The sequence below is a fragment of the Thermaerobacter sp. PB12/4term genome, assembly GCF_003403315.2.
Taxonomy (GTDB): Bacteria; Bacillota; Sulfobacillia; order Thermaerobacterales; family Thermaerobacteraceae; genus Thermaerobacter.
On record NZ_CP048407.1, the window covers coordinates 1,552,934 to 1,569,664 of the forward strand.

11 protein-coding genes and 1 riboswitch are annotated in these 16,731 nt (G+C 74.4%); of the genes, 4 read left to right on the forward strand and 7 right to left on the reverse strand.

Going from position 1 to position 16,731, the window contains the following annotated elements:
* Positions 1 to 51 precede the first annotated feature (51 nt).
* Together DYI95_RS06470 and DYI95_RS06475 are read left to right on the forward strand one after the other, a co-directional pair.
* A complete protein-coding gene (locus DYI95_RS06470; RefSeq protein WP_243149657.1) occupies positions 52 to 1,470 on the forward strand; it encodes an MFS transporter in 1,419 nt (472 codons plus the stop codon).
* A gap of 339 nt (positions 1,471 to 1,809) precedes the next feature.
* Positions 1,810 to 2,934: a citrate synthase gene (locus DYI95_RS06475; protein ID WP_006903846.1), complete on the forward strand. Its 1,125-nt coding sequence runs from the start codon at positions 1,810 to 1,812 to the stop codon at positions 2,932 to 2,934.
* A 251-nt stretch (positions 2,935 to 3,185) separates the two neighbouring features.
* Here DYI95_RS06475 and DYI95_RS06480 read toward each other — a convergent pair whose 3' ends face one another.
* From DYI95_RS06480 to DYI95_RS06495, 4 genes are all read right to left on the reverse strand, one after another.
* Complete coding sequence (locus DYI95_RS06480) at positions 3,186 to 4,034, reverse strand: ABC transporter ATP-binding protein (protein ID WP_116900594.1); 849 nt, start codon at positions 4,032 to 4,034, stop codon at positions 3,186 to 3,188.
* 22 nt (positions 4,035 to 4,056) lie between these two features.
* Complete coding sequence (locus tag DYI95_RS06485) at positions 4,057 to 5,154, reverse strand: iron ABC transporter permease (RefSeq protein WP_116900657.1); 1,098 nt, start codon at positions 5,152 to 5,154, stop codon at positions 4,057 to 4,059.
* Positions 5,155 to 5,543: 389 nt separating this feature from the next.
* Complete coding sequence (locus DYI95_RS06490) at positions 5,544 to 6,593, reverse strand: ABC transporter substrate-binding protein (protein ID WP_116900593.1); 1,050 nt, start codon at positions 6,591 to 6,593, stop codon at positions 5,544 to 5,546.
* Positions 6,594 to 6,722: 129 nt separating this feature from the next.
* Positions 6,723 to 6,931: riboswitch (cobalamin riboswitch) on the reverse strand.
* A 280-nt stretch (positions 6,932 to 7,211) separates the two neighbouring features.
* Positions 7,212 to 8,255 (reverse strand): NADH:flavin oxidoreductase/NADH oxidase, encoded by a 1,044-nt coding sequence (locus DYI95_RS06495; protein ID WP_116900656.1) that lies wholly within the window; start codon positions 8,253 to 8,255, stop codon positions 7,212 to 7,214.
* Between the two features lie 137 nt (positions 8,256 to 8,392).
* On the opposite strand from DYI95_RS06495, the gene DYI95_RS06500 reads away from it, so the two are divergent.
* Positions 8,393 to 9,646, forward strand: a complete 1,254-nt coding sequence (locus DYI95_RS06500) for a M24 family metallopeptidase (protein WP_243149658.1) — start codon at positions 8,393 to 8,395, stop codon at positions 9,644 to 9,646.
* 26 nt (positions 9,647 to 9,672) lie between these two features.
* Positions 9,673 to 10,461: an enoyl-ACP reductase gene (locus DYI95_RS06505; RefSeq protein WP_116900590.1), complete on the forward strand. Its 789-nt coding sequence runs from the start codon at positions 9,673 to 9,675 to the stop codon at positions 10,459 to 10,461.
* A 242-nt stretch (positions 10,462 to 10,703) separates the two neighbouring features.
* Here the strand turns inward: DYI95_RS06505 and DYI95_RS06510 are convergent, their stop codons facing one another.
* The 3 genes from DYI95_RS06510 to DYI95_RS06520 form a co-directional block, all read right to left on the reverse strand.
* Complete coding sequence (locus DYI95_RS06510) at positions 10,704 to 13,829, reverse strand: efflux RND transporter permease subunit (protein ID WP_116900563.1); 3,126 nt, start codon at positions 13,827 to 13,829, stop codon at positions 10,704 to 10,706.
* Entirely contained in the window at positions 13,826 to 15,310 is a 1,485-nt protein-coding gene (locus DYI95_RS06515; RefSeq protein WP_243149659.1) for an efflux RND transporter periplasmic adaptor subunit, read from the reverse strand. The genes DYI95_RS06510 and DYI95_RS06515 overlap by 4 nt, the downstream gene beginning before the upstream one ends.
* Before the next feature lie 257 nt (positions 15,311 to 15,567).
* Positions 15,568 to 16,302, reverse strand: coding sequence for a TetR/AcrR family transcriptional regulator (locus DYI95_RS06520; protein WP_116900562.1), 735 nt, complete (start codon positions 16,300 to 16,302; stop codon positions 15,568 to 15,570).
* Positions 16,303 to 16,731 lie beyond the last annotated feature (429 nt).

Genomic DNA, 16,731 nt, shown 5'->3' on the forward strand with positions numbered 1-16,731 from the left:
GGCGGGAACGGTGTGCTTCGCGAGCCGCGGCGGAGGAGGGCCAGGGCGGTCGTGGAGACGGTGCAGAGGAGGGGTACCCCCGGGACAGGTCATCCCGGAACGGCGGGGGGCGATACCGGGTTGCCCGCCCGGCACCCGACCCATGACGATCCGGCCCCGCTGGCGCGCCGGCAGGTGCGCGAGACCCTGTGGCGCGTCAACGTGCTGGCCGCCCTGACCTTTGCCGTCGTCACCATGTCCCGGCCGCTGTTCTCCGTCTTCGCCGTGCAGGGGCTGGGGGCCGGGGCCACCTGGCTGGGCGTCATCGCGGGCGCCTACGCACTGGTGCCCCTCTTCCTCTCGCTCCCCGCGGGCGGGCTGGTGAGCCGCTGGGGCGAGCGGCCCCTGATGATGGCCGGTTCCGCCGGCCTGGCCGCCGGCCTGTGGATGGCCGCCGCCAGCCCGTCGCTGCCCTGGATGGTGGCCGCCTCCCTGGTGGCGGGCATGGCCCAGATGCTGATGGTGATCTGCACCCAGACCCTGGTGACCAGCCTAGGGGAGCCCCGGGAGCGGGAACAGCACCTGGCCTGGTTCACCACCGCCACCTCCGCCGGCCAGCTGGTGGGGCCGCTGGGCGGTGGCCTCCTGGCGGACCACGCCGGTTTCCGCGCCACCTTTGCCGTGGCCGGCCTCCTGTGCCTTTCTGGCATTTTCCTGGCGCGGCGGGTCCACGTGCCGCCCACGCCGGGGGCGGCGCCGGACTGGCGGGCCCAGGCCGGCCGGGCGCGGGAGCTGCTGGCCCTGCCGGAGATGCGACTGGCCATCCTGGCCGCCTTCTCCCTGATCTTCTCCCTGGGCGTCAACCAGTCGTTCTACTCGGTGTACGTCACCCGGGTGCTGGGATTCAGCACCGCGACCCTGGGCATGCTGCTGGCCGTACGGGCCGTGATGGCCCTGGCCGTGCGGGCGTACATGGGACCGCTGGTGGCCCTGGCGGGCGGGCGCTTCCGGGTCCTGTTCCTGGCCATGACGGCGGGCGCCGTCGCTCTCGGCGTAACGCCGCTGCTGCGGGACGTGGCCTCCCTGACCCTGGCCGCCGCCCTGCTGGGCCTGGCCACGGGCCTGACCATGCCCCTCAGCATGCTGGCGGCGGCCAACTCGGTACCCGCCGCCGAGCGGGGCCTGGCCATGGGGGTGCGGCTGACGGGCAACCGGCTGGCGGAGCTGACAAGTCCCCTTCTGTTCGGCCCCCTGGCCGAATGGGTGGGGCTTGGACCCGCCTTCCACGGTGCCGGGCTCCTGCTGCTGGCGGCCGCCCTGCTTTCCCTCCGCTGGCGCCACGGGCTGGACGACGCCGACCGGCTGGCGGGAGAGGACCGGCCCCCGCGGGCCGGTGGGGCCGGCCGCTTCAGCACCCCGGCGTTCCCGATGTGGCGCCGGCGGTCGAGCTCTCCCGTGCGCCAGCCGGGTGCCCACCGGGCCGGCGACTGAGGAGCCGGGCCCATGGGAGGAGAGCCGGCCGGCAAAACCGAATTGCCTGACGGGCGTCACCCTGCAGGTGACCCCACCCGGGCTTCCGGTGCCGGGTGCGAGGCGGCGGGCCCCCCTGCCGGTGGCCATCCTGGTGCGACAACCCGCACCCCCCGGCCGCGGCCGCCCCGCGGTGCCGCGGCGGCCGGGCACCGGCCGGGGCCGCGGCGGCCGGCTGCGACGCCGACCCGGCGACTCTCACCAGGCACCGCCATCCCGCCCCGGGCGCCGCCCGTGCCAGGGCTCCAGCCGGTTCGTCCCCGGGGCAGGTCCATCTTCATGGCAGGAAGGGGATGTGGCATGACCCAGCCGAATCCCGCCGGTCTGGAAGATGTGGTGGCGGGGACTTCGGAGATCTGCTTCATCGACGGCAAGGAGGGGCGGCTCCTCTACCGCGGCTACGACGTCCGCGACCTGGCCGAGCACGCCTCCTTCGAAGAGGTGGTCTACCTCCTCTGGCATGGCCGGCTGCCCAACCGGGCCCAGCTGGACGCCTTCGTCCAGCAGCTGCGGTCGGTCCAGGCGCTGCCCGGCCAGGTGCTGGACCTGATCCAGCGCATCCCGCCGGCCACCCATCCCATGGCCGCCCTGCGCACGGCCGTCTCCTACCTGGGGACCCTGGACCCCGATCAGGAAGACCAGTCCCAGGAGGCGAACCTGCGCCGGGCGACGCGGCTGGTGGCCCAGTTCCCCACCCTGGTGGCGGCCATCGAGCGGGTGCGCCAGGGCAAGGAACCGGTGGCGCCGCGGCGCGACCTGCCCCTGGCGGCCAACTTCCTGTACATGCTGCGGGGGGAGGAACCCAGCCCGCTGCACGCCGAGGTCATGAACGTGGCCCTGGTGCTCCACGCCGACCACGAGCTGAACGCCTCCACCTTCGCCGCGCGGGTGGTGGCCGCCACCCTGTCGGACATGTACTCGGCCATCACCGCCGCCGTCGGCGCCCTGAAGGGCCCGCTCCACGGCGGCGCCAACGAGCAGGTGATGCGCACCCTGCTGGCCATCGGTTCGCCCGACAAGGCGGAAGCTTGGGTCAAGGAGGCGCTGGCGGCCAAGAAGCGGATCATGGGCTTCGGTCACCGGGTGTACAAGACCGAAGACCCGCGGGCCACCATCCTGCGCCGGCTCTCCCGCAAAGTGGCCGAGGCGGCAGGCGACACCCGCTGGTTCGAGATCTCCCAGGCCGTGGAGAAGGTGGTGGCGGCGGAGAAGGGGCTCTACCCCAACGTCGACTTCTACAGCGCCTCCACCTACTACGTGATGGGCATCCCCTTCGAGCTGTACACGCCCATCTTCGCCGTCAGCCGCATCTCGGGCTGGACCGCCCACGTGCTGGAGCAGTTCGCCAACAACCGGCTGATCCGGCCCCGGGCCGAGTACACCGGGCCCACCCGCCGGGAGTGGGTGCCCCTGGACCAGCGCTAGCGCGGTCCATCCCGGACCCCGACGCGCGGGGGGCGGCACAGGACGGAAGACAGCAGGGGCGGGCGGTGCCGGGAGGATTCCGCAACCGCCCGCCCTTGTCTTGCCTCCAAGGGCGTTTGGCCTCCCCGGGGGAGGCGCCATCGCCCCACGACCCGGGCCACGCCGGCAGCAGGCTTCGGCTCAGGCGGGCCCGGGCTCTTCCGGGATCCCGCTGAGGCTTTCGCGCTCAGGTCCCGCTGAACCGTTCGCGCTCAGGCCCCCTGCGCCGCGGCTGGTTTGGCCGCCGGGGACGAACCGGCCCCCGGGCCGCCCGGCCCCCCGGGCAGCAAAGCCACCTGGGGCACTTCCAGCTGGGGGTGGGGCACCACCAGCACGGAGCAGCCATAGACCCGGCTCAGGATCTCGGGGCGCATGACCCGGGCCGGCTCGCCCGCCGCTGCCACCCGGCCGTCCTTCACCAGCACCAGGCGCTGGCAGTACAGGGCCGCCAGGTTCAGGTCGTGCAGCACGGCCACCAGGGTAAGCCCCAGGTGCCGGCGCAGGCGATCCAGAAGATCCATGATCTCCACCTGGTGCCGCAGGTCCAGGTGGCTGGTGGGCTCGTCCAGCAGCAGGACCACCGGTTCCTGGGCCAGGGCCCGGGCCAGCAACGCCTTCTGCCGCTGGCCGGCGCTCAGGGTGGCCAGGGGGCGGCCCGCCAGAGCCTCGAGGCCCACCCACGCCAGGGCCCGGGTCACCGCCTCCCGGTCCCGCGCGCTTTCCCAGGCCCAGAGGCCCTGCAGGTGGGGGGTCCGTCCCAGGGCCACGTACTCTTCCACCGTCAGCGACAGGGTCGAACCGGCCTCCACCCCGGCCACCGCCAGGCGCCGCGCCCGCCGGTCCGGCCGCCAGGCGCCAAGGGCCGTGCCGTCCAGCAGCACCTGCCCCGCCCAGGGTTTGAGGTACCCCGACAGGGTGCGCAGCAGCGTGGTCTTGCCCGACCCGTTGGGTCCGGCCACCCCCAGCCACTCGCCCCGCCGCACCTCCAGGGTCAGGCCGTCCAGCACGGGATCGGCGGCGTAGCCGACCCGGACCCCCCGCACCTCCAGGGCGAACCCCACGGCCCTGCACCTCCGTCCGGCGTCAATGGTCGCGGCCGGCAGCATGCCGGCGCAACAGCCAGAGAAACCACGGCGCACCCGCCAGGGCCGTCACCACCCCCACCGGCAGCTCGGCCGGCGCCACCACCACCCGGGCCACCGTGTCGCAAAGGATCAGGACCGTGGCGCCGGCCAGAACCGCGCCCGGCAGCAGGCGCCTGTGGTCGGCTCCAACCAGCATCCGCACGCCGTGGGGGACGATGAGTCCGACAAACCCGATGACACCGCTGACGCTGACGGCGGTGGCGGCCAGCAGGGCTCCAGCCGCCACCAGCCGGCGCTTCACGGCCTCCACGTCGACGCCCAGGTGGTGGGCCGGTTCTTCACCCAGCCAGAGGGCGTTGAGGGCGCGCACCTGGGCCGCCAGGACGCCCAGCCCCGCCGCCATGGCCACGGCCAGCACCAGCACGTCCTGCCAGCCCGCGCCGGACAGGCTGCCCAGCAACCAGAAGACCAGGGGGCGAAGGCGCTCGCCGCTCAGGAAGACCAGCAGGGAGACCAAGGCCCCCAGCAGGGAGGCCACCGCCACCCCCGCCAGCAGCAGGGTGCCCACCGCCAGGCGGCCCCCTACCCGGGCCAGCCGGCTCACCACCAGCACCGCCGCCACCGCGCCGGCGAAGGCGCAGGCCGGCACCAGCCCAAAGCCGGCGGCCCGGGACGCCGCCGCCGCCAGGCTCGACAGCCCGCCGCCGCCGGCCGGCCAGGAGCCCACCGGACCCCTACCTGATCCGCCGCCTGCGGCCAGCGCCAGGGCCAGGTGGGCTACCGCCGCCCCCAGCGCACCGCCGCTGGATACCCCCAGCACGTAGGGGTCCGCCATGGGGTTGCGGAAGAGGGTCTGGAAGGCGCTGCCCGCCGCCGCCAGGGAAGCGCCCACCATCCCCGCCAGCACCACCCGCGGCAAGCGGATCTGCAGCAGGATGCGGTCTGCGGCAGAGCCGGCACCGGCTCCACCGTCGGGCCAGCCGGCCACCGCGCCGGCCAGCACCCGCAGCACCTGCCCGGGCGGAACATGGACGGCCCCCAGCCCGGTGGCCACCACCAGCGACACGACCAGGGCCAGCCCGAGGAGCCCCAGCACGGCGGCCCCCCGCCGGGCAGGCCGGGCCGGGGCCCCGGGCCTGGAGCCCGCGGCGGCAGGCGAAACCTGGCGCCGGTCTTCTTCCCTGCGGGGACCAGCCGTCCCAGGGTCCGGCGGCACCCCGCTCCCGCCCCGCCGCCGGGCTGCGCCCGGGCCCGCCCCTGGAACGGCCCGGCGCTGCCGGCGAGCGGCCCCGGCGGGCCCCCCGCCGGGGTCAAGGCGGGTGGACCCGTCCCGGCCGGCGGCTTGGCCCGCCACCGGTTGGGCCGCAGCCGGTCCACCGGTCGCTGCCGCGCCAGCGGCCGCGCCGCCGGCGGGTTCGCCCGCAGCCAGCCGGCCGGGCGGCCGGGACCCCCAGGGCACGTCCGTCCCCCCCACCGGGCCTCCCCTCACTGGAACCGGTCGGGGTAGAACCAGCGGGCCAGCTGCTCCAGCCCCTCCACCAGGCGCGGCCCCGGCCGGCTGATCAGGTTGTCGTCGATCAGGTAGATCCGGCCTTCCTTCACCGCGGTGATGCCCTCCCAGCCCGGGCGGCTGCCCTCCTTGAGCTGATCATAGGAGCTCTTCAGGGAGTCGGGCACCACGATCACCTGCGGATCCTGCCGGACCACCTCTTCCAGGCTGATTTGCGGCCAGGGCTGGCTCGTGCCCTCGGCCACGTTGACCCCCCCGGCCGCCACGATGACGTCGTGGATGAACCCGCCCGGCCCGACGGTCATGAGCGGATCGTTCCATACCTCGTAGAAGACCCGCACCCGCTCCGCCTGGGGGATCGCCGCCACCTCCTGGCGCACGGCGTCGATGCGGGCCTTCATGTCGGCCACCACCTGCCGGGCGCCCGCCTGGGCGTCCACCAGCTCGCCGATGCGCTGGATGCGGTCCAGCACGTCGTCCAGGGTGGCGGGCTGGATCACGGCCACGGGAATTCCCAGCTCCTCCAGCTTCTTGACCTGCTCCTCGGTGCCCCCGATGGTCAGGGCCAGGTCAGGCTCCAGGGCGACGATCTGCTCGTAGTTGGTGTCCGTCAGGCCGCCCAGCTTGGGCAGGTCCTTGACCTCGGCGGGGTAGTCGCTGAAGGAGTCGACGCCCACCACCCGGTCCCCGGCGCCGATGGCGAAGAGGATCTCGGTGTTGCTGGGCGCTAGGGAGATGATGCGCTCGGGCCGGGCCTCCAGGGTGACCTGCCGCCCGGCGTCGTCGGTGAAGGTGTAGGGATAGGTCGTCGCAGCGGCCGCTTCGTGGTCCGCCCCTGCGCCGGACGAACCGGCCTGGGCGCCGGCCTGTCCCTGCTCCGTCCCGGCGGGCGCCTGGCCGGCGCCGCCGCAGCCGGACGCCAGCAGGGCCAGGATCAGCAGGGTGGCCAGCAGGGCCAGGCTGCGGCGACCGGCCCCGCGGGGCCGGGTTCGACCCCAAATCCTATGCAGGAAGATGCGACTCATGGCCCGATCTCCTCTCCCGGAATGGGTTGCGGCATCCATAAAAAGGAAACCCCGGCCTTGGCGTCAGCAGGCCGGGGCTCAGGTTCCCCTCCACGGGTGCACCCGGTACGTACCTCCTTTCCGCCGAAGGCGTACGTACACGGTCCAGGCAGGTCTCCTGGCTCCCGGATCATGGCCGCCGCCCGGCCTTCCCGCACCCCCACCCGCTGGGCGGGGGATCCGCAGTGGCACGCGAGGGGCTGCGACTACCCGGTCACAGTGGCGGGACCGCGCCGGATTCGCACCGGACTTCCCTATTCTCCCCCGTCTCCGGGGGCACCTGGACCGTCACGCAGATTCGGTTGTCCGCAACCATTCTAGCAGGGCCTGGCAGGGGGAACAACGGAAGCCGGCACCGAGGCCGCCGCGCCGGGGGCGGCCTCGGCTCCCGGATGGCCCGCGTCCAGGGCCCGGCACCGGGGGCACCCGCCGCCGCCGTCCGGCGGGTGCCCGGGGACGCCCGTGCCGCCCCTCCCGGGCCTGCCCGGGAAGGCCCACACCCCGTTCCCAGTGCCGGTGCCACCCGGGCCGGGGGCACCATGCCGGCGGCTCCAGCCCACGGCCCCCCGCCGCCGCGCCTCAGGTCCGGGCCCTCAGGTACTGGCGCGGCCAGGGCACCTCCACGCCCAGTTCCCTTGCGGCCCGCAGCGGCCAGTAGGGTTCCCGCAACAGTTGCCGGGCCAGCAGGACCACGTCGGCCTGGCCCGTGCGGATGATGTGGTCGGCCTGGGCAGGCTCGGTGATCAGCCCCACGGCCCCCGTGGCGACGCCCGCCCGCCGCCGCACCTCGGCGGCAAAGGCCGTCTGGTAGCCGGGGCCCTGGGGGATGGGCTCGGGCGGCACCACCACCCCGCCCGAGCTGCAGTCCACCAGGTCGACGCCGCGCTCCCGTAGCGCCCGGGCCACGGCCACGGTGTCCTCCAGGGTGATGCCGCCGGGGGCCCAGTCCACCGCCGAGAGCCGCACCCACAAGGGCCGGTCGGCAGGCCACGCGGACCGCACGGCCTCCACCACCTCCAGCAGCAGGCGCATGCGCCCGGCCAGATCGCCGCCGTAGCCGTCGGTGCGCCGGTTGCTGAGGGGCGAGAGGAACTGGTTGAGCAGGTACCCGTGGGCGGCGTGGATCTCGATCAGGTCGAACCCGGCCCGCTGGGCCCTGCGGGCGGCCGCCACGAAGGCCTCGACGATGCGGGGAACGTCCGCGGCGGCCAGCTCCTGGGGCACCGGCCAGCCTTCGGCGAAGGGGATGGCCGAGGGCGCCACCGCCGGCTCCGGTCCCACGCCCTTGTTGGGCGACCAGGCCTTGCGCCCGGCGTGGCCCAGCTGGATGCCCACCGGAACGCCGTGGGCATGGCAGAACTCGACGATCCGCGCCAGAGGTGCGACGTGGTCGTCCCGGTAGAGGCCGAGATCGGCGTCGCTGATCCGCCCGCGGCTCTCCACCGCGGTGGCCTCCACCACGATGAGGCCAACCCCGCCCACGGCCCGGGAGCCGTAGTGCACGAAGTGCCAGTCGTTGGCCAGGGCATCGGTGCCGGCGCTGTACTGGCACATGGGTGACATGACGATGCGGTTCTTCAAGGTGAGCCCGCGGAAGGTGATGGGATCGAACAAGCCGGGCATGGCATTCACCTCGACGGCGCCATTATCCACCTGCCGGCCCCAGGTCTCAAGGGTACCGCCGGGCGGTCCAGGGCCTCCACCATGGCGCGGGCAGGGATTCCTGCCGCCGGAAGGAAAACTAGGGTGTCGGAAGCGAGGTGGCATCGTTGTCCGAGTCAGGGGGTGCTTGGGGGACGACAGGCCCCGCACCGTACCGCCCCGCCGGGGCGCGGGGTCCGGGGATCGACCGGCCCGTCCTGCCGCCCGAGCTCTATCGCCGCCGGCAGGAGGCCCTGCGGGCCGCCGCCGCCCAGGCGGGCCTGGACGCGGTGCTGGCCGTGGGGCGGGCGTTCTACGAGCGGGGCGCCCCGGTCGCCTTCCTGTGCGGCCACCTGGCGCCCGCCCCCACGGCGGCTTCCGCGCCGGGCTACGAGGGGTGGGGCCAGTCGCTGTTGCTGGTGCCGTGCCGGGGACCGGTGGTCCTGATCGCCGACGCAGCCCGCGCAGAGACGGTGGTGGCCGACCAGATCGAGCTGACCGCCGCCCACCCGGCCGCCCTGGCCGGCTGGATCCGGCGCCTGGGGCTGGCCACGGGCCGGATCGGCGTGGCGGGATCGGATCTCTGGTCCTGGGCCGCCTTCCGGGCCGCAAGCCTGGCGGTCCCCGGAGCGGAGTGGGTGCCCGCCGACCAGCTGGTCAACCGGCCCCGCCGCCTGAAGGAACCGGAGGAACAGGCCCTCCTGGCCCGCGCGGCCGAGGCCGCCGACGTGGGCCTGGCGGCCGCCCTGGAGGTTCTCCGGCCCGGGCTCAGCGAACAGCAGCTGGGCGCCGCCGGCACCGCCGCCGCCCTGGCGGCGGGGGCCGACTTCGTCCGCTACTTCCGGGTGCACACCGGCGCCTGGTCGCTGTTAAGCTTCCGCTGGCCCCAGGCCACGGACCGGCGGGTCCGGGCAGGTGAAGCCGTCGCCCTGGACATCATCGGCGCCCGCGGCGGCTACCAGTTCGACGTGCTGCGGACCGCCCTGGTGGGGCCGGTTCCTCCGGAACTTGAGCGGCTGGCCGCGGCGGCGGCAGACTGCCTGGAAGCCGTCCTGGCCCGCTGCCGCCCGGGGGTGACGGTGGCCGAGCTGCTGGCTGCCGCGTCGGAGGCGGCGGCCCGCCACGGGTTCGGGGACTCCCTGGCACCGCTGCTGGGGCACGGCATCGGGCTTGAGACCGTGGAGGAACCGCTCCTGCTGCCCGGGGTCGACGACCGGCTGGAGGCCGGCATGGTGCTGTGCGTCGAGCCGGCCTTGCGGGTGCCCGGCCTGGGGGGTTACAGCATCGAAGAGATGATCGTGGTGGAAGAAGGGGGCCCGCGGATCCTGACGCGAACCCCGCGCCGGCCCGTGATCGACGCAGCCCCCTCGTAAGCTGGACAAGAGAAAGGGTGACGGTTGTGGCGGCGACCATTCCTGCCCAGCTCCTGGAGGGCAAGCGCGCCCTGGTCTTCGGGGTGGCCAACAAGAACAGCATCGCCTGGGCCATCGCCCGGGTCCTGGACGCGGCCGGCGCCCAGCTGGCCATCGCCTACCAGAACGAGCGGCTGGGGGAGCGGGTCCAGAAGCTGGTCCCCGAGCTGCGCCAGGAACCGCTGCTGGTGGAGTGCGACGTCAGCTACGACGAGCAGATCGAGCAGGCCTTCGCCACCATCAGCGACCGCTGGGACCGCCTGGACGTCCTGGTCCACAGCCTGGCCTACGCGCCCAAGGAGGCCCTGGAGAATCCTTTCGTCGAAACGACCCGGGACGACTTTCGCATCGCCCTGGATGTCAGCGCCTATTCCCTGGTGGCCCTGGCGCGGGCCGCCCGGCCGCTGATGACCGCCGGCGGGTCGATCCTGACCATGACCTACTACGGGGCGCAGAAAGCCGTGCCCAACTACAACGTGATGGGGGTGGCCAAGGCTGCCCTGGAGGCCTGCGTCCGCTACCTGGCGGCCGACCTCGGCCCCCAGGGCATCCGGGTCAACGCCATCTCCGCGGGGCCCATCAACACCCTGGCAGCCCGGGGCGTCCGCAACCTGACAGACTTCATCAAGACCCATGCCGAGCGCTCGGCGTTGAAGCGCAGCATCAGCCAGGAAGACGTCGCCCATGCGGCCCTGTTCCTGGCCAGCGACCTCTCGGCCAGCATCACGGGCGAGGTGCTCTTCGTCGACGCGGGTTACAACATGATGGGCGTGTAGCCGGGCGGCACGGCGCCCGGGGACACCGGGGGTGCCCCGCTGCGGGGCACCCCCGGTGTCCCCGGCGCCCTCGCGGCACCTTCGGGCTCCAGAACCCTGCGCCGCGCACCCACGGCCCAGACCCCGGGCCCGGCACCGCGAAACAAGCCCCAAACCCCAGCGCCGCGGCCCATACGACGCCGCTACCGCCAGCCCCCGCCGCGGAACCCATGCCCCGCTTCGAGCGGCCCCGCGCCGCGGAGCTACTGCCCCGCTCCCGCCAGCCCCGCACCGGTGACCGCCCCGTCCCGCCCGGCGTCCCGCCGGAAGACCCGGCCCAGCCGCCGCAGGGCATCGTCCAGCAGGCTGTAGGCCACGGGTACCAGCACCAGGGTCACCAGCGTGGACATCAACAGGCCGTAGATCACCACCACCGCCAGGGGCCGCAGCAGCTCGGACGACGGGCCCGGCAGGTAGGCGAAGGGCACCAGGCCCAGGTTGGTGGTCAGCATGGTCATCAGGATGGGGCGCAGGCGCACCGGGCCCGCCTGCAGCAACGCCTGTTCCCGGGGCATGCCGCGCCGCCGCAGGACGTTGGTGTAGTCCACCAGCACGATGGCGTTGTTCATCACCACGCCCACCAGCATCAGGAAGCCCAGCAGGGCGGTGACACCGATGGGCAGGCGGTGCAGGGCCATGCCCGCCACCGCCCCCACCACCGTGGGAGGGAGGCTGAACAGGATCACCAGCGGGTGGAAGAAGGACTCGAACTGGGCCGCCATGATCAGATAGACCAGCAGCACGGCCAGCACGATGGACAGGCCCAGGGAGCGGAAGGTCTCGTTCATCCGCTCGGCCTCCCCGGCCACCGTCCAGGTCATGCCGCCGGGCCAGTCCATGGACGCCAGCTCCCGCTGCAGGGCGGCGGAGACTTCGCCCAGAGGCCGGCTGCCGTCCAGGTGGACCGCCACGATCACCTGCCGGCGGCCGTCCTGGCGGGTGATGGCCGGGGGGGCCCGTTCCACCGTCACCTGGGCCACGTCGCCCAGCCGCACCACGCCACCCAGGGCGGACCGCAGGGGGAGGTCGTCCAGGGCGCCGTACCGCCTCTGCCAGTCCTGGGGCAACATCAGGCGCACGTCCCACTGGTCGGTGCCGGTCCGCACCCGGGCCACCGTCACGCCCCCCAGGGCCGCCCGGAGGGCCACCTCGACTTCCTGGACCGTCAGGCCGGCCCGCGCCAGGGCCTCCCGGTCGGGACGGATCACCACCTCCGGCCGGGTCTGGCGCAGGCTGTTGTCCGCCGCCGCCACACCGGGCAGGCGGCGGGCCCGGTCCACCACCTGGTCGGCCATGGCGGCCAGCAGGTCAGGGTCGTCGCCCGCCACCTGCACCTCCAGCTGCTGCAGCCCCCCTGCCATGACCGACGACGCCACCGTGGCCTGGATTTCAGCCCCAGGAATGGCCTCCAGCTCGGGCTGCAGGGCCTGCAGCACCTGGAACACCGAGCGGTCCCGCTGCTGGACCGGGACCAGCACCGCGGTGACGGCGGCCTCGTTGGCGGCGGCGGCGCCGGTAGTGAAGGTCCCCCCTGCGGCACCCACGGTGGTGACCACCCGGTCGGCTTCGGGCAGGGCCATCAGGAGCTCTTCCACCCGCCGCGCCACCGACGCCGTCTCTTCCAGGCGCGTGCCGGGCGGCGTGCGCACCGTCACCTGGATCTGCCCGCTGTCCGAAGGCGGCAGGAACTCGGACCCCAGCCAGGGCGCAGCCGCCAGGCTGGCCACGAAGCTCGCCAGGCCCGCCACCATCACCAGCCCTCGCCGGCGAAGGCTGCCGGCCAGCAGCCGCCGGTAGCCCTGCTCCAGCCGCTCGATGGCCCGGTGGAACCCGGCCAGCAGCCCCGACGGCTGGTAGTGGCTCCCCAGCACCCGGGCCGCCAGCATGGGCACGAAGGTGACCGCGCCGAACAGGGCCGCCACGTGGGAGAAGATCACCGCCAGCGCCAGCGGCGTGAACAGCTCCGCCGCCAGCCCGCCGGTGAGCATCATCGGGAAGAACACGGCCCCCTGGGCGATGGCCGACGCCGTCACCGCCGCCGCTACCTCCGCCGTCCCCTCCTCGGCACCCTGCAGGGGGGGCGTGCCCCGCATCCTGTAGCGGTGGATGCTCTCGATCACCACGATGGCGAAGTCGACCAGCGAGCCGATGCCGATCAGCAGGCCGCCCAGGGAGACGATGTTGAGGGTTTGGCCGGCGGCGGCCAGCATGGCGAAGGAGCCGACCACGGAGACGGGCAGCATCAGGCCCACCACCAGGGTGGTGCGCCAGTTGCCCAGGAACAGGTAGAGGACGGCCACCGCGATCAGGCCGCCCAGGACGCCGTGTTCGGCCACCGTCCGCACGGATTCCTGGATGAAGTCGCCCTGGTCCAGGATGGTGCGCAGCTCCACCCCCGGCGGCAACTGGGGTGCCAGCCGCTGCAGCGCCTGCTCCACGCCCCGGGACACGGCCAGGGTGTTCCCGTCGGTGGCCTTCAGCACCTGGAGCTGCACCACGGGCTTGCCGTCCAGGTAAGCCAGCTGCGCCGGGTCCGCCAGTGCCTCCTCCACGGTGGCGATGTCGGCGATGCGCACCGCCGCCCCGGCGGACGTGGTCACCACGGCCTCGGCCACGTCCCGGGCGCTGGTGTACTGGGCGTCGAGCCGCACCGAGAGGGCGGCGCTGCCGCGGTCGACGGAACCCGCCGTGGCCAGGGTCGCCCCGCCCCCCAGGGCCCGGGCCACCAGGGCGGGGCTCAGGCCGTACGCCTCAAGGCGCGCGGGATCGAGGATGACCCGCACCTCCCTGTGGCGCAGGCCCACCACGCCGACGGAGGCGACGCCGTCCACCTGCTCCAGCGCCGGCGCCACCCGGTCTTCCGCCAGGGCCTGGAGCTGCCCGGCGGGCAGGTCTCCCGTGACGCCCACGGTCACCACGGGCTCCGCCGACGGATCCAGGGTCAGCACCCGCGGGCTGCCGGCATCGTCCGGCAGAATGCCCCGCACCGCGTCGATGCGCTTCTGGACTTCCAGCACCGTGAAGTCCAGGTCGGTGCCCCAGTTCAGCTCGAGGATGACCAGGGCCGAGCCGGGCTGGGCGATGGAGCGGACCCCTTTGACCCCGTTGATGGTGCTGACCGCCTGCTCGAGGGGCTCGACCACCCGGGCCTCCAGCTCGGCGGGCGAGGCGCCGGGGTAGGAGGTGGCCACCACCACCACGGGCAGCTCCAGCTGGGGGAGGAGGTCGACGGGCATGGCGGGCAGCAGGAAGGCGCCCAGCAACACCAGGGCGATCACCAGCACCGTGACGAAGACCGGACGGTGGACGGAAAAGCGCGCGACGCTCACCGCGGACCGCCCTCTTCCACGATCCGGACCCGCTCGCCACCGGCCAGGCCCGCCGGCCCCCGGGTGATCACCCGGTCCCCCGGCCGCAGCCCCTCCAGGACCAGGGCCTGCCGGGAGGTGACGGCGCCGTATCGCACTTCCCGGCGGGCAGCGCGATCGCCCTCGACCACGAAGACCACGCCCTGGCCCGGCTCGTCCCCCTCCTGAAGGGCGTCCACGGGGATTACCACGCCCCGCGCTCCACCCCGAGGCGTGAACCGCAGGGTGGCCGGCTGCCCCGAAACGGGCCATGCGCGCCCGTCCTGGGCCAGGAGCTCCACGGTCACGGTGTAGGTTCCGGTGCGCGGGTCGGCCACCAGGGTCTTTTCGCTCACCCGGCCCTGCCAGGCGGTCGACCCGGCCGTCACCTCCACGGTGCCGCCCACCTCCACGGCGCCGTACAAACCGGCCGGCACCTGCACTTCGACCTGCGCGGGTCCCGGGTCCACCAGCACCACCAGGGGATCCACCGCCTGGGGCGACGCCAGGGCACCCACCTGGGCATGGATCGCCGCCACCACCCCGGCCACCGGGGCGGTCACCCGGGTCAGATCGAGCTGGTGGCGCGCCAGGGCCAGCGCCGCCTCGGCCTGCTCCACCTGGGCCCGGGCGGCCGCTGCCGGATCCCCTTGCCGCGCCAGGTCCCGGGCACGCCGGGCCGCATCGAGGCGCACCTGGGCCGCCTGCAGGTTGAACTCCGCCTGGCGCACCGCAGCCTGGGCCTCCGCCAGGGAAGCGGCCAGCGACTCGCAGCCCCCTTCCCCACCGGCTCCGGGTCCGCCCGTCCCGGTGCCGCCGGCCTGCGGGGCGCCGCCGGCCCAACCGGAGCTGCCGGTGCCGGCCAGCCCGCCGCCGGCCGCCGTGGCCGCCGGGCCGCTGCCGGCCGCACACCCCAGGGCCTGCCACTGGGCCTGCAAGGTTGCCAGCCTCTGCCGGGCACCGTCCAGCTGGACCCGGGCCCCTTCCCTTGCCAGCTCCGCCTGGCGCAGCTCGGCGTCGGCCTGCAGGATCTGGGCCTCCCGGGCCTGGGCGGCCTGCCGGGCGGCGGCCCGGGCGGCCGCCAGGGCCGCCTCCGCCTGATCGACCTGAGCCCGAGCCACGGTGGGATCGAGTTCGACCAGCAACTGGCCGACCTTGACCCGGTCGCCCACCCTCACGTGGACGGCGGTGATGGCACCGGCCGCCTGGGGCCGCACGGCGACCTCGGAACGGGCCCGGACCCGGCCGGCCAGTTCCACCGGCTCTGCGACCGTGCCCTCAACCGCCGTGACCACCTCCACCGGCACCACGGTCTCCAGGCTGGCGCCGCTGCCCGCCGCCTCCTTGCCCCCTTCCCCGCCGCCGCAGGCCGCCAGGAACAGGGTCCCAGCCACCAGCAGGGCGGTCAGGCGGGGCCGCCCCGGCCCTCTCCGCTTCTGGGGCTGCCGCCCCGACCGGGGCACCCCCGTCCCCGGATGCCGCAGCCAAGATGTCGGCCCGCCCGCTTCCCGGGTGCCGCGGCCGGGCGGCAGGGCCGCAGCCGCCGGCCGGCACCACGGGCGGACGACGCCGTGAAGGCCCGCAGGCGGTTCAGGGCGGTGCCCGGCGCGGGCGCGGTGTTCGGGATGCGCTTGAGGTTGAGGTCCGGTCTGGGATCCAGGTTGCGGCCCCGCCTCCGGCCCAGGCTGGGGCGCGGGGTGAAACTGGGGAAGCGCGTGGATCACGGCCCTCCGCTCTCCTTTCCCTTGGCCTGCGTACCTTCTGAGCCTTCAGAGGACGGCTGCGGACCCTGGCGGTTCGGGTCCGGCGGTGGGGGTGCCGGAACCGGACCCGGGCCGGCAGCGGGCAATGATCCGCCCGCCCGGCCGGCCGGCTCCTCCCTGAGGCCGGCTCCCGCCAGGTAGGTGTCGACGGCGGCCAGCAGGTGGGGCAGCAGTCCCGGCGGCGCCCCGCTGTGGTACCAGGCGGCCAGGCGGGCCAGGGCGATGCCCTCAATGTCCAGGGCCAGTTCTTCCGGCGGGCGGGAGTCTTGAAGCTCGCCCCACGCCTGGCCGCGGGCACAGAGGTCGGTGACCAGGCGGTGGAGCAAGCGCGATGCCGGCTCGTCCGCCCCGCGGCGCAGGTTCTCGATGCACCAAAGCCAGATCACGTCCGGGTGGACCTGTTGCGTCCACTCCACCAGCCTGGACAGCAGGTGGTGCAGGGCGGCGCGCAGCGGCATCGCGCCCGCGGCCTCCAGCTCGCGGCGCAGCGCTTCCAGGCGGGGCGGCAGAGCCGCCAGGGCCAGGTCTTCCTTGGTGGCGAAGTAGTTGTAGAACGTGCCCTTGGCGACGCCGGCGGCGCTGGCGATCTGGTCCACCGTGGTGGCAGCGAAGCCCTGGCGCGCCAGAAGGCGCATCCCTTCCCGGATGAGGGCCTGGCGCACCGCCTCTCGCTGGGCCTGGCGCAGGTTCACCTCCCATCCACCTCCGGCAGCTGGAATGACCATGGTCATAGTGTGACCGCGGTCACAGCCATCGTGCCCAGCGTAGGCAGGGCAGGCACCCGTTGTCAAGGGCAGGCGGGGTCGGGAAGCCAGCATGGCAAAGCTACAGGGAAGGCCAGCGAGACGAAGGCGGGGGTGTCCCGGCAGGCAGCTCCGGGGGGCCCGGCCAGGCCGGCACGAAACCCGGAAGATGGTCTTCCGACGACGCGCGAGGCGGGTCCGGCCGGCAGGGTAGTGGGCCGCCGCACCGGGGGACCGGCGGGCCGGAGGGCCTGCGGCCAGGCGGGCCGGCGGGCCCCAGCACTCGAGGCGGGGGCGCGGGTGCGGGGCCGGGGCCTCCGGTTGGAGCTACCACCGCGCCCTCCAGGTCTTGCGGGTGGGCGCAGGACCCCGCGTCGC